This is a genomic window from Acidobacteriota bacterium (genome assembly GCA_020853395.1).
Lineage (GTDB): Bacteria > Acidobacteriota > Vicinamibacteria > Vicinamibacterales > SCN-69-37 > JADYYY01.
The window spans coordinates 165,836-179,724 of sequence record JADYYY010000019.1; the positions used below are offsets into that span (position 1 = coordinate 165,836).

A 13,889-nucleotide genomic window follows, 5' to 3' on the forward strand; every position below is an offset into this window, starting at 1 on the left:
GCGTACCCGCCGGATCGATCAGCCGGCCGGCGCGGGCGCGCTGGCACTGGGCTGCGGCGCGCCCGATGCGAGCACGTCGAGCGCGGCGGCGACGCCGCCCGGCGCGTGAGGCACGCCGGCCGCGCGCAGCCCCATCTCGACGCCCGCGAGCGTGCCGGCGAGCATCAGATCGTTGAAATGGCCGAGGTGGCCGATGCGGAACGCGCGGCCCGCCAGGCGGCCGAGGCCCGTCCCGAGCGACATGTCGAAACGATCGAGGATGACGCGGCGCAGCTCGTCCGCGTCGTGCCCCTCCGGCGTGAACACCGCCGTGAGCGAGCTGGAGTACGCCAGCGGATCGGCGCAGACGAGGTCGAGTCCCCACGCGCGCACGGCCGCGCGCGTCGCCTCGGCGTGCCGATCGTGGCGCGCGAACACCTGAGGCAGCCCTTCCTCGCGCAGCATGGCGAGCGCTTCCCGCAGGCCGAAGAGCAGGTTGGTCGCGGGCGTGTAGGCGAAGAACCCGCGTTCGTGCTGCCGGATCATGTCCGCCCAGTCCCAGTAGCGGCGCGGCAGCCCGGCGTGGCGTCCGGCGGCGATCGCTTTCGCGGAGATCGCGTGAACGCTCAGGCCGGGCGGCACCATGAGCCCCTTCTGCGATCCGCAGACCGACACGTCCACCTCCCACTCGTCGTGCCGGTACTCCATCGACGCCAGCGACGACACGGTGTCGACCATCAGCAGCGCGGGGTGCCCGACGCGGTTCATCGCCGCGCGCAGGCCGGCCACGTCGCTCCTGACGCCGGTCGACGTCTCGTTGTGGACGACGACGACGGCTTTGATCGCGTGCTGGGGATCGGCGGCGAGGTGCCGCTCGAGATCGGCGGGCGAGGCGCCGCGCCGCCAGTCGCCCGGCACCTCCTGCACACCGAGCCCGAACGATTCGGCGACCTGACGCCAGAGGCCGGAGAAGTAGCCGGTCTCGAAGACGAGCACGCGATCGCCGGCAGACAGCGTGTTGGCGAACGCGGCCTCGATCGCGCCGGTGCCCGACGCCGTGTAGATGACGACCGGCCCGCGTGTGCCGAACACGTGACGAAGGCCCTCGAGCACGTCCGCGGTGAGCGCGGCGAACTCGGGGCCGCGATGGTCGATGACCGGCGCCGCCATGGCGCGGAGCACGCGGTCGGGCACGTTGGTCGGCCCGGGAATCTGGAGGAAGTGACGGCCGGTGTGGGACATCGTGGGCCATTATCCGCCTGCCTGCGGCCGCGAAGATCCCGGATCGCCGCTGCCTGGACGGGCGTAGACTGCGCCGCATGCGGAACGTCCTCTTCTCTGCCGGCGCCGTGGCCGTGCTCGCTCTGCCTCTTCTGGCTGGATCCGGCCGCAACGCCGCCGTGGCGAGCCCGCCGGCCGCGCAGTCGGCGACCGCGCGATCGGTCGAGGCCGCGCAGCGCTTCCTCGCGACGGTCGGCGACTCGGAGCGCGCGCGGGCGCTCTTTCCGTTCGACGGCCCGCAGAAGACGAACTGGTCCAACCTGCCGTCGGGCATCTTCGAACGGCACAGCCTGCGGCTCGGCGACCTCACGCCCGCGCAGCACGAGGCCGCGATGGCGCTCGTCTCCACCGTTCTCAGCCGCGAGGGCTACCAGAAGGTCACCGACATCATGAACGGCGACGAGGTGCTGCAGAGCCGCGGCGGCGGGCGGACGGGCGGGCGTCCCGGCGGCGGCGGGCGGGGCGGCGGCGTGCGGTTCGGGCTGGCCGAGTACTACATCGGCATTCTCGGCACGCCGTCCACGACCTCGCCGTGGATGGTGCAGTTCGGCGGGCACCATCTCGCGATCAACGTCACGATCGCCGGGCGCGCGAGCGTGCTGACGCCGAGCCTGCCGGCAGCGCAGCCGGCGACCTACACGCTGAACGGGCGATCGATCCGCCCGCTCGGCGACGAGCACGACAAGAGCGTCAGGCTCATCGGTGCGCTCGACGCGGCCGCGCGATCGAAGGCCGTGCTCGACTACCGCGTGGCCGATCTCGTGCTCGGTGCCGGACAGGACGGCAAGACGATCGCGCCGGAAGGAATCCCCGCCTCCGCGCTCACGCCGGCCCAGCAGGAGATGCTGCTGGATCTCGCGCACGAGTGGGTCGGGATCCTGAACGACGAGGGCGCGGCGGCGAAGATGGCGGAAATCCGATCGAACCTCGCGCGCACGTACTTCGCGTGGAGCGGGCCGACCGAGCCCGGCAGCCTCGCGTACTTCCGGATCCAGGGGCCGACGCTGCACATCGAGTACGCGCCGCAGCAGAACGACCCAGATCACATCCACACGATCTACCGGGATCCGACGAACGACTACGGCGCGAGGCTCGTCTCGCGATGACGCGCCAGGCGATCGCGGCCGCCGCCGGCCTGTGGCTCGCCTTCTCGGCGGCCCCGCGCGCGCATCGGCTCGACGAGTACCTGCAGGCGGCGCGCATCGCGCTCGGCGCCGATGCGGTCGTGGTGGAGATCGATCTCACGCCGGGCGTGGACGTCGCCGGCCGCGTCCTGTCGCTCGTCGATCGGGATGCCGACGCCGTCGTGTCGGACGCCGAGCAGCGCCGCTACGCGTTGGCCGTGCTCGCCGACGCGCGCTTGGACGTCGACGGCGCGCGCCTGCCGCTGACGCTCTCGAGCTGCGAGTTCCCGTCGATCGACTCTCTCCGCGCCGGCACCGGCACGGTGCGCCTGCGCGCCACGGCACCGGCGGCCGGCGGCGCCGGCGCGCACGAGCTCCGCTTCGCGAACGCGCACGCGCCGGAGATGAGCGTGTACCTGATCAACGCCCTCATGCCGGCCGGCGGCATCGTCATCACCGGGCAGCGCCGCGACGTCTGGCAGCGGGAGCTCACACTGCGGTTCGCGCGCGCCGCGCCGACACCGCCGGCGCGCGGACGATGGATCGGGTTGCTGTCGGGATTGGGCGTGCTCGGAGTGCTGTGGCGGCTTCGGGTGCGCGGGCGAGCGCGGCCGCGCATCGCCTGACGGCGCGCCAGGCGATGCGCCGGCGGTCAGTCCGCCTTGTGCGATCGCTCCTCGAGCACGACGCCGGAGGCGATGTGCTCGGGCAGCCGCAGCCGGCCGCCGAGCAGGCCCACGTTGAACGCGTCGTGCACGCGCCCTTTCACCTTCACGTGCGCGCCGGTCCGCGGCACGCCGGCGGCCGAGACCACCCACAACGAGCCGCTGCGATCCTCCAGCCGATACGCGCCGTGCCCGCCCACCGACACGCTGTCCGCCACGCGGCCCGAAACCGTGACGGTTCGATCGCGGTAGCGGCCCGGATCGGCGAGCACGTGGTTGATCGTGGTGGCGCACGCCGAGAGCGTGACGGCGACGAGAACGGCGGCGAGAGACAGGGCGAGCGATCGGGCTGCAGGCATTGCGGCTCCCTCGTGGATCGAGCGATGGGCTCTTGGCAACCAGGGCAGCAAGGATGATGCCGGGTCAGGCTCACGGCTCGAGGCTCAGGGCTCGAGACTCGAGGCGTGAGCCGTAAGCCGACGTGAGCCGTAAGTCGCCGTAAGAGGACGACCGTTCGTCCTGCTCTTGCTGCGGCTCGGTTCGTCGCGACCTCGGGTTGCACACCGGGTTCCCGCCGTCCCGCCCGGGCGATCGTCTTCCTGGCGCGGACGAGGGCGGGGGTGCGGGGCGAGAGCCGTCGCCCTCCCGATCTCGCCGAGGAGCCGTCCTCGCAGGTGCGCCTCGATGGTCTGCACCGCCGCCGCGACCCGATCGAACAACTCCCCGCCCGTGCTCGACCCGGGAAACCGATCGCGATGGGCGATCCCGAAGTCTCTCACCCTCACCAACATCTCGTGCTCGTACCGTTGGAGGCATGTCATCGGAGCCCCCTCCTGCGGGGCGACGGCATCGTCGCAAGGTTGCGGGGGCGAAGTAGTGACGGTTTCGCTGAATTGATCTGAGAGTTGCGCTGCTCGCAAGTCACCGTTCGTGGCTGATGCCGCAGGCGCCGCGCCAGGCGGCACCCCGGGTGCCGGTGCACGGCAGCCACCGTGTGGAGGCGCCGCAGCAACGGTGTCGAGGCTGCAGACATCGTGTCGGCGCACTGTGGCAACCGCGTCGAGGCGCTGCGGCTACCGCTTCGGGGCGCTGCAGCCACCGTGTCGAGGCGCTGCAGCAACGGTGTCGAGGGGCTGTAGACATCGTTTCGGCGCACTATGGCAACCGTGTCGAGGCGTTGCAGTAACCCCTTCGGGGCGCTGCAGTCACCGCACGCGAGCCTGCAGATCGTAAGTCGCGAGGCGTCAGTGATTTAGAGGCCGCATTCGGAGAAGCGATCATCTTCGCGTTCGTGACTGCAGCGATTGGGATCGGGATGCGTGCGGCGACGCACGGGGGATGCGGCCGCCGCTCCGGTCGGTACGCCGGCATCGTGCCGGCGGTGCGCCGCCGCGATCCGCGTGCTCGTGGTCGGCGATCCGGTACCTCAGCGATCGGTACCGCGCCGTCTGACACAACGTCTCGGTGCTGCGACGATGGATCCGGTGGTCTCAGGGTCGCGCTCCGTCTACTTCATCGATCGGTTTCGCGACATGCGGTGCTGGTGTTCGGACGTGTGGCGCTTGCTCACGTGGATGTGACGTTCGCGAATGCCGTCACCGGGTCGAGCTACGGGTGGTGCGAATCGCCGTGCGGCAACTGCGACGGGGTGGCGATCCAACTGCGGTGGCGCGAGACCGCTCGCGAAGCGATGAGGACGCCGCGCGTCATCGCGATCGCGTCGGGCGGGCACACGCACGTCGGCTGCGGCGAGGGGCCCGACGGCCCGTCGTCCGGCCAGCGGCAAATACGAACGAAGACGCACGCGCTATCGAGGGCGCACGGCAGAGCCACCCGGGGCGATCACGGCAGCGCGCCCGCCTTGGTCGCCGTCGCCGCCTCCTCGTCGAGCACCTGCACCATGCGGCGATAGAGCGCGTCGGCCTCGTCGCGCGTGTCGGCGACGGCCGTCAGGCCGAGCGCGCCCTGCTCGCCGACGCCGTTGACCATGTGCAGCACGATCCCGTGCTGCCGCGTCTGGTCGTAGTGGAGGCCGTGGCGCGCGACGATGTCGAAGAGGTCGTCGTGCGTGAAGGCGCGGTACGCCGGCGAGTGGACGTGGTCGCTCGCGACGAAGCACTTCGCCGCGCCGGCCGGCGTGCGGAACACGCCGGCATCCGCGTCGTAGCGGCCGTCCGTGAGGAACTGCAGCGTCAGGAACGGATGCGTCGTCCCGCCTTTGCGCAGGTTGATCTCGATCGCGTAGACCTCCCACTCGTCGCGATCGTTCAGCACCGTGACGAAGTCGAGCGCGAACCGGCCGAGGACGCCCTCGCGCTCGAGCCGCGTGCCGACCTTCATGGCCTCGCGCATGATCGCGACGGCGTAGTCGGGGCTCGCGGGGAACCGGCATCCGAGATAGGCCTGGCCGCTCGGCCCGCCGAGCATCTGGTCGTGCGTGGAGAGCGGCTCGACGTCCCCGAGCGGCGTGATCCGGAGCTGCGCGCTCGGGCTCCGGAAGTCGCGCCCCGCGATCAGCTCTTCGACGATGCCGCCGTGATCGGCGAGCGTGGAGACGAACCGCGCGTAGGTCATCTTCGGCGACTCGAACTGCATCGCCTCGATCCGCGCCGCGATGGCGGTGGCCTCGGCCGCATCGCCCGGCTCCGGGAGCCCCGACAGATCGATGTTGGCGTTGCCCGCGCCCGACACGCCTTCGTTCAGCTTCGCGACGATCTTGCGGATGGCCGGCTTCGTCCGTCGCATGCGGGCGATGGCCTGCGCCATCGCCTCCGGCGTGTGCAGGTCCTCGACGCCGAGCGGGTGCGACACGCCTTCCTCCGCGAAGATCTTGCGCGCGCCGCTCTTCGTGCCGAGCGGGAAGTGCTTCGGGTCGGCGCCGTACATCGGGATGCCCAGCCGCAGCGCCAGCTCCCGTTCGCGCTCGGTCGTGTTGTAGGGCACGAGGTGCGCGCGCTCGGGATTCGGGATGAGCGACCGGATGTGCTCGAGGAGCCTCGGGCGCTCGAGCAGCTTGTCGGTGAGCGGCTGCGCCGATCCGTCGAGCGGCGACACGAGGAACAGCCGTTTGCGCGCGTGGCCGGCGAACACGCCGGGCAGCAGATCGAGGTAGTAGTCCACGACGTCGGGATGGATCGCTTGCGACGTCACGTAGATCAGCCGCGCCCGCGGCTGCCGCAGCAGGAGCAGCAGGAACAGGAAGCGCTCCTCGAGCGCCTGCTGGCGCACGCCGCGCGCCGCCGACTCCAGGCTGAGCGACGGCACGACGACGACCGTCTGTTCGTCGTCGGTGAACTGCTGGATGGAGCGCCAGAGCGGCACCAGCTTCTGCTGGAGCGCGTCGAACCTCGTGGCGATTTCCGTCTCGGTCAGCGGCAGCGCGGGCGGGGCGAAGGTCGTGTCCACGGCGCCGATTGTAACCGGCGGCAACGCGCGTGATATTTTTCAAAGGTTATGCGCAAGCTGCTCGCGCTCAACCGTGGGGAAATCGCCATCCGCATCATGCGGGCCGCCACGGAATTGGGGCTCCGCACCGTGGCGGTGTTCGCCCGCGAGGACGCGCTCAGCCTGCACCGGTTCAAGGCGGACGAGGCCTATCCGATTGGCGAAGACCGGGGGCCCGTGGCCGCCTATCTCGACGTCGACGGCATCGTCGCGCTCGCCCGCGAGAAGGGCGTCGATGCCATCCACCCCGGCTACGGGTTCCTGTCGGAGAACCCGGCGCTGCCGCGGGCGTGCGCGGCGGCGGGCATCACGTTCGTCGGTCCGAGCGCGGCGCTGCTCGAGCTGCTCGGCGACAAGACGGCCGCGCGCGGTCTGGCCGAGCGCGCCGCGGTGCCGATCGTTCCGGGCACGGACCGCGCGCTGGCGACGGCGGCGGAGGTCGAGGCCGCGGCGCGCGCGATCGGCTACCCGCTGATCATCAAGGCGGCGTTCGGCGGCGGCGGGCGCGGCATGCGCGTCGTCGACTCGGCGGCCGACCTCGTCGCGCGCTACGAAGAGGCGAGCCGGGAAGCGGCCGCCGCGTTCGGCAACGGCGCGGTGTTCCTCGAGCGGTTCATCCGCAACCCGAGGCACATCGAGGTGCAGATCCTCGCGGACCGGCACGGCAACGTGCTGCACCTGTACGAGCGCGACTGCTCGGTGCAGCGGCGGCACCAGAAGGTCGTCGAGGTCGCGCCGGCCGTCGGCCTCGATCCGGCGATCCGCGATGCGATCTGCGACGCGGCCGTGCGGCTGATGCGGACCGCGGCGTACGAGAACGCCGGCACCGTCGAGTTCCTGCTCGACACCGACACGAACGAGTGGTTCTTCATCGAGGTCAACCCGCGCATCCAGGTCGAGCACACCGTGACCGAGATGGTCACCGGCATCGACCTGGTGCGGTCGCAGATCCTGGTCGCCCAGGGGCACGAGCTGCACCGCGCGCCGTTGAACCTGCCGGCCCAGGACCGGATTCCCCTGAACGGGTACGCCCTGCAGTGCCGCGTCACGACGGAGGATCCGCAGAACAACTTCGTCCCCGACTACGGGAAGATCCACACCTATCGATCGCCGGCCGGATTCGGCGTGCGCCTGGACGGCGGATCGGCCTACAGCGGCGCCACGATCAGCCCGTACTACGACTCGCTGCTCGTGAAGATGACGGCGTGGGACCGCGAGTTCCCGATCGCCTGCCGGCGCATGGACCGGGCGCTGCGCGAGTTCCGGATTCGCGGCGTCAAGACGAACATCCCGTTCCTCGAGAACGTGGTCAACCACCCGGGGTTCCGCGCCGGCAACGTCACGACGCGGTTCCTCGACCAGACGCCGGAGCTGTTCCGGTTCGTGCCGCGGCAGGATCGCGCCACCAAGCTGCTCACCTACGTTGCCGAGGTGCTGGTGAACGGCAACCCGGAGGTGGCCGGCAAGCCGGTGCCCGCGAAGTTCCGCACGGCGCCCGTGCCGGCGCACCTGACGGGCGAGCCGCCGCGCGGCACGCGGCAGTTGCTCGACGAGCTGGGGCCGATCGAGTTCGCCGGGTGGACCGCCCGCCAGACGGGGCTGCTCCTCACCGACACGACGCTGCGCGACGCGCACCAGTCGCTGATGGCGACGCGCGTGCGCACGCACGACATGGCCGCGATCGCCAACTTCATCGCGCACCGGCTGTCGGGCCTCTACAGTCTCGAGATGTGGGGCGGCGCGACGTTCGACGTCTCGATGCGGTTCCTGCTCGAGGACCCGTGGCGCCGCCTGCGCCGGCTGCGCGAGCTCGTTCCCAACATCTGCTTCCAGATGCTGTTCCGCGCGTCGAACGCGGTGGGCTACACCGCCTACCCCGACAACGCCGTGCGCGAGTTCGTGATCGAGGCGGCCGCGCAGGGCATCGACATCTTCCGCATCTTCGACTCGCTGAACTGGCTGCCGAACATGCAGGTGGCGATCGAGGCGGTGCTGAAGAGCGGCCGCGTCTGCGAAGCCGCCGTCTGCTACACGGGCGACATCCTCGACCCGGCGCGCGACAAGTACCCGCTGCAGTACTACGTCCGGATGGCGAGGGAGCTCGAGCGCATGGGCGCGCACGTGCTCGGCATCAAGGACATGGCCGGCCTGTGCCGGCCGTACGCCGCCGAGAAGCTGGTGCGCACGCTGAAGGACGAGATCGGCATCCCGATCCACTTCCACACGCACGACACGAGCGGGGTGAACTCGGCGTCGATCCTCAAGGCCTCGGAGGCGGGCGTGGACGTGGCCGATGCGGCCGCCGCGTCGATGAGCGGCACGACCAGCCAGCCGAACATGAACTCGATCGTGGCGGCGCTCGCGCACACGCCGCGCGCCACCGGCCTCGACCTGGCCGCGCTGAACCAGTACTCGGACTACTGGGAGGTCGTGCGCGGGCTCTACGAGCCGTTCGACAACGCGCCGCTCTCCGGCACGGCCGAGGTGTACCTCCACGAGATGCCGGGCGGCCAGTACACCAACCTGCGCGAGCAGGCCGACGCCATGGGGCTCGGCGAGCGCTGGCCGGAGATCGCGCGCACCTACGCCGACGTCAACCGGGCCTTCGGCGACATCGTCAAGGTGACGCCCTCGAGCAAGGTCGTGGGCGACATGGCGATCTTCCTCGTGACGCACGGCCTGACGATGGCCGAGTTCGAGGCGCTGGGGCCGAACCACACGCTGACCTTGCCCAACTCCGTCGTCGACATGTTCGCCGGCTCGCTCGGGCAGCCGGACGGCGGGTGGCCGGCCGGGCTGTCGGCGCAGGTGCTCAGGAACCAGGCGCCGATCGCCGGACGGCCCGGCGAGAGCCTCGCGCCGATCGACTTCGAGCAGACCGCGGCGACGCTCGAGCGCCTCATCCGGCGCCGGCCCTCGCACGACGAGGTGCTGAGCTACGTCATGTACCCCGACGTGTTCATGAAGTTCGCGCGGGCGCAGGAGCGCTTCGGCGATCCCGGCGTCGTGCCGACGAGCGTGTTCCTCTACGGCATGAAGACCGGCGAGGAGATCTCGATCGATCTCGAGCCGGGCAAGACGCTCGTCGTGAAGTTCCTGACGATCGGCGATCTCCACCCCGACGGCCAGCGCACGGTGTTCTTCGAGCTGAACGGCCAGCCGCGCGAGGTGACGGTGCGCGATCGATCGCGCAAGGAAACCGCCTCCGCCAAGGAGATGGCCGATCCCGCCCACGCCGGCCACATCGGCGCGCCCACGCCCGGCATCGTCACCGCCGTGGCGGTCGAGCAGGGCCAGGTGGTGGAGCAGGGGCAGAAGCTGCTGATCCTCGAGGCGATGAAGATGCAGAGCACGGTGTACGCGCCGATCGCCGGGCGCGTCGCGCGCAAGCTCGTGTCGGCCGGTCAGAACGTGGAGACGAAGGAGCTGCTGCTCGTCATCGAGTAGGCACCGGCCGGCTCGACGCCGGCTGCCGCGCCAGGTCCAGGAAGAGCTTCCGATACGCCTTCGCCGGCCCGGCTGCGTCGAACGTCTGCGCTCGCGCGCGGGCGGCACGGGCCAGGCGCTCGCGCCGCTCCCGATCGGTGAGGAGCGCCGCGATCGCGGCGGCGAGCGCCGCCGGGTCGGCGGGCGGCACGAGGATGCCGGTGTCGGCGGTGACGAGGTCCACGATGCCGCTGACCTGCGTGCCGACCGAGGCGATGCCGGCCGCCATCGCCTCGAGCAGCGCGATCGGCATGCCCTCCCACAGCGACGGCAGCACGAACAGGTCGAGCGCCGGAAGGCACGCCATGGGATCGTCCACGTGGCCCGCCAGCACGAATCGGCGCTCGAGCCCGGCGCCCGCCACGCGCCTCGCGAGATCGGGGGCGAGCGGGCCGTCGCCGATGACGAGGAAGTGCGCGGACGGGATGCGCTCGCACACCATCCTCGCCGCCTCGATCAAATACGGCAGGCCCTTCTGCGTCTTCAAGCGCGCGACGGTGCCGGCGACGAGCGCATTGTCGGGGATGCCCCAGTCGCGCCGCACCGCGCCTTTCGCACGCAGGCTCGACGCGCGCGAGAGGTCGAACCCGTTGGGGATCACGACGACCTCGGGCCGGTGGTGATGACGACGGACGTCGTCGCGCACGCCGTCCGAGACGGCCACCAGACGGTCGGCACAGCGCATCGTCCAGCGATCGAGCGCGGCCGCGACGTGCGCGAACGCCGCGGGGAATTCCGCGCCGTACATCCGCGAGTGCAGGTTGTGCAGCGTCGACACGACCGGGATGCCGAGGGCGCGTCCGGCCGTGCGCCCCAGCCAGTCGGCGCGCGAGAGCTGCGTGTGCACGACGTCCGGTTTCCACGCGCGGCAGAATCGGGCCAGGCGCGCGACCGCCCGCGCGTCGAGCAGATGGCGCATGCCGAGATCGCGGCACTCGATCGAGGAGGGAACGGCATGGCGGAAGGCGGACGACACGCCGCGGAGGGCGCACACCGCCATCGGATCGTCCGAGGCCGGCCAGCAGGAGAGCAGCGCGGACAGCGCGCGGCCCGGGCCGTCGACGTCGGCTACGGTCGTGACCCAGAGCCAGCGGCGCCGCTCGGGATCGCCTGCGGCGTCAGGCGCCATGGCAGCTCGCGGCGCCAGCCGCCGGGCTCATCGGGCTGTGCGGCTGCGCGGCGACGAGCGCGCCGCCGCCGCGGGACAGGTCAGCGCCCGCCTTCGGGCTTCGGCGGCGCCGCACGGATGTACTCCCACAGCGCACGCAGATCCTGATCCGACATCCCCGAGTAGATCTGCCAGGGCATCGGAGAGCGGACGTCGGTGCCGTCCGGCCGCTTGCCTCGGCGAAGCGCGTTCTCGAAGTCGCCGAACGACCAGGCGCCGATGCCGGTCGCCTGATCGGGCGAGATGTTGCGGGCGGGCGGCCAGGTCGGATCGCCGCCCGGGATCGGCCCGCCGGACAGGCCTTCGCCGTGGCAGCCGATGCACGTGCCGATCAGCACGGCGCCCCATTCGCGCGTGGCGCCGGGCGTGGCGTCGGGCGGCGCGGCCGCGTGATCGATCTTGTCGTAGGCGAACTGCACGGCACCGATCGTCAGCAGGAACCGCAGCAGCGGGCCGGGGCGGTGCGGCGGCGTCTCGCGATCGACCGGCGGCAGGCTCTCGATGTAAGCGACGGCCGCCGCCAGATCGGCGTCCGAGAACCGGACGTAGTCCTCGGACGGCATGACGAGCGCCCGGCGACCCGATCGGGTGAGCCCGTGCCGGATCGTCCGCGCCCAGTCCTCCGCGGTGTAGCCGCGCGTGACGCTCCCGCGGCCCGCGGTCAGGTTCGGCGCGTAGACCAGGCCCATCGGCTGCGCGTCGATCACCGCGCCGCCGCCGAAGTCGGGCCGATGGCACTCGGCATGGCCGCAGGAGAGCAGGTTCTCGACGAGGTACTCGCCGCGCGCGATCGCGTCCGGCTGGCCGGTCTGGAGCGGCAACGCCTTCACCGGCTGCTCGAACGTCGCGCCGAGCTTGGCGCGCGACACCAGCACGATCGTCACGAAGCCCGCGGCGGCGACGATGAGCAGGCCGACGCCACCGTAGATCAGCACACGTGTCAGAACGCTCCTCTTCGCCATTCCCTCTCCGCGATGCGCCGCGTCGTCTCGCTCCGGCCGACGCCAGGCACGTCAGTACACGCGACGCTTGAACTCGTCCACGAACCGCCGGAGGACGGGCGAGATGTCGCCCGGCGCGAGCGGCACCTCGACGAGCGTGAAGGTGGGCGTGTGCCACGCGTGGTCGAGCGCCCGCCGCAGCTCGCCCTGCGTGCGCACGCGCACGCCCCGGCCGCCCCACAGATCGGCCAGCGCGGCGAACGGCCACGGCGGCGTCGTGTTGTACCGCGCGTCGGGGAAGAACGCCTGCAGCATCTCCCAGCGGCTGTTGTTCAGCAGCACGACGATCGGCCGGCAGTCGAGCGCCGCGGCGTGCGCGATCTCCGGCCCGGTCATCTGGAACGCGCCGTCGCCGACGAGCACGATCGGCCGGCGCCGCGTCGTGGTCTCGATGCCGAGCGCGGCCGGCACGGCGAAGCCCATCGTGGCGTAGTAGGCCGGCGCGATGCACTCGTTCGAGCGGATCTCGACCGACGCGAACAGCGCGTCGCCCGTGTCGGCCACGAGCGGCATCTCCGGGTGCTCGTCGACGAACGCGTTGAGCGCGTGGATGACGCCGCGCATCGAGATCGGGGCGTCCGGCGCCGGCGGCTCGTCGGGCAGAGCCTGTTCGATCGCCGGCAGGCGCCTGGCCGCGGGCAGATCCGGCGACGCGAGCAAGCCGGCGACGACGCGCTCCAGGGGCGCGCGTTGATATCGATGGTGGCCCACGAACACGTCGTCGGCGACCGCTCGAAGGAGGTTGGTCTCGTCGAGCCTGTTGGCCGAGATGCCGAGGCTCGTGTCGCTGATGTGCTCGCCGACGAGCAGGACGCAGTCGGACGATTCGACCGTCTCGCGCAGCGCCGCCGGCGACACGACGCCGAGGTAGGTGCCGGCGAACTGCGGATGGCGCGTCGGAAAGACGCCGCGGCCGAGAAAGGACGAGGCCACCGGCACGCCGAGACGCTCGGCGAGCGCGACGACCGCGTCGCGGATCTGAAGACGGTGGACCTCGACGCCGACGATGAGCACGGGGTGACGGGCCGCGCGGAGCCGCGCGGCGATCTCCGTCACCGCCTCGGCGATCGCACCCTCGTCGGCCGGCAGCGCGACGGACGGGCCGTCGCCCGGATCCTCGATCTCGGCGGCGACCATGTCGCGCGGGATCTCCAGGTACACGGGCCGCTTCCGCTTGCGCGCGACCTCGATCGCCAGGACGATCTCGGTGGCGGCGCGCGCCGGATCGTCCAGGATCGCCGCGTGCTCGGTGACCTCGCGGTAGACGTTCAACTGCGACTCGAACGACTTGACCTCGTGGTGGACGAGCAGGCCGCGACGGCGCTCGGCGCGTCCCGGCCCGCCCGACAGCACCACGAGCGGCGACTCCTCGGCATACGCGCAGGCGACGGCGTTCACCATGTTCAGGCCGCCGGCGCCGTAGGTCACGCAGCAGACGCCGAGCCCGCCCGTCGCGCGCGCGCAGCCGTCCGCGGCGAAGCCGACCGCCGGCTCGTGGCTGAGCCGCACGAGCGTGAACCGGCCGTCGGCCTCGAGCGCCTGGAAGAGGTTCAGCGCGAAGTCGCCGGGCAGCCCGAAGACGTGGCGCACGTCGGCATCCCTGAGCCGATCGAACAGAAAGGTGTGGAGGACCATCGAGCGCGTCGCCCATCGTAATGCACGCGCGCTCGGACCGCGGCGTCGAGCCCCACGGTACTGGTGACGATGTCGAGGGTGCTGCGGAGTGAGCGGATCGCCGCGA

General features: G+C 71.5%; 9 protein-coding genes. 3 read left to right on the forward strand and 6 right to left on the reverse strand.

Annotation, left to right across the window (positions count from 1 at the left end; translation table 11 throughout):
- Positions 1–18: 18 nt before the first annotated feature.
- Positions 19–1,221 (reverse strand): aminotransferase class V-fold PLP-dependent enzyme, encoded by a 1,203-nt coding sequence (locus IT184_17235; protein ID MCC7010556.1) that lies wholly within the window; start codon positions 1,219–1,221, stop codon positions 19–21.
- Between the two features lie 77 nt (positions 1,222–1,298).
- On the opposite strand from IT184_17235, the gene IT184_17240 reads away from it, so the two are divergent.
- Positions 1,299–2,366 carry a DUF3500 domain-containing protein gene (locus IT184_17240; protein MCC7010557.1) on the forward strand — a complete coding sequence of 356 codons (1,068 nt, stop codon included), beginning with the start codon at positions 1,299–1,301 and terminating at the stop codon, positions 2,364–2,366.
- The gene (locus tag IT184_17245) at positions 2,363–3,010 is read left to right on the forward strand and encodes a hypothetical protein (GenBank protein MCC7010558.1); all 648 of its coding nucleotides are present in this window, start codon (positions 2,363–2,365) and stop codon (positions 3,008–3,010) included. Before IT184_17240 ends, IT184_17245 begins: the two co-directional genes overlap by 4 nt.
- 26 nt (positions 3,011–3,036) lie before the next feature.
- On the opposite strand, the gene IT184_17250 is transcribed toward IT184_17245, so the two are convergent.
- Positions 3,037–3,408: a hypothetical protein gene (locus tag IT184_17250; GenBank protein MCC7010559.1), complete on the reverse strand. Its 372-nt coding sequence runs from the start codon at positions 3,406–3,408 to the stop codon at positions 3,037–3,039.
- Positions 3,409–4,891: 1,483 nt separating this feature from the next.
- Positions 4,892–6,427 carry a hypothetical protein gene (locus tag IT184_17255; protein MCC7010560.1) on the reverse strand — a complete coding sequence of 512 codons (1,536 nt, stop codon included), beginning with the start codon at positions 6,425–6,427 and terminating at the stop codon, positions 4,892–4,894.
- Between the two features lie 75 nt (positions 6,428–6,502).
- On the opposite strand from IT184_17255, the gene IT184_17260 reads away from it, so the two are divergent.
- Positions 6,503–9,940: a pyruvate carboxylase gene (locus IT184_17260; GenBank protein MCC7010561.1), complete on the forward strand. Its 3,438-nt coding sequence runs from the start codon at positions 6,503–6,505 to the stop codon at positions 9,938–9,940.
- Here IT184_17260 and IT184_17265 read toward each other — a convergent pair.
- The 3 genes from IT184_17265 to ipdC all read right to left on the reverse strand — a co-directional run bounded on the left by IT184_17265 (position 9,930) and on the right by ipdC (position 13,783).
- Positions 9,930–11,108, reverse strand: a complete 1,179-nt coding sequence (locus IT184_17265; GenBank protein ID MCC7010562.1) for a glycosyltransferase — start codon at positions 11,106–11,108, stop codon at positions 9,930–9,932. The genes IT184_17260 and IT184_17265 overlap by 11 nt on opposite strands.
- Positions 11,109–11,188: 80 nt before the next feature.
- Positions 11,189–12,082 (reverse strand): c-type cytochrome, encoded by an 894-nt coding sequence (locus tag IT184_17270; GenBank protein ID MCC7010563.1) that lies wholly within the window; start codon positions 12,080–12,082, stop codon positions 11,189–11,191.
- Positions 12,083–12,160: 78 nt separating this feature from the next.
- On the reverse strand, positions 12,161–13,783 hold the full coding sequence (gene ipdC, locus IT184_17275; GenBank protein ID MCC7010564.1) for an indolepyruvate/phenylpyruvate decarboxylase: 1,623 nt from the start codon (positions 13,781–13,783) through the stop codon (positions 12,161–12,163).
- Positions 13,784–13,889 lie beyond the last annotated feature (106 nt).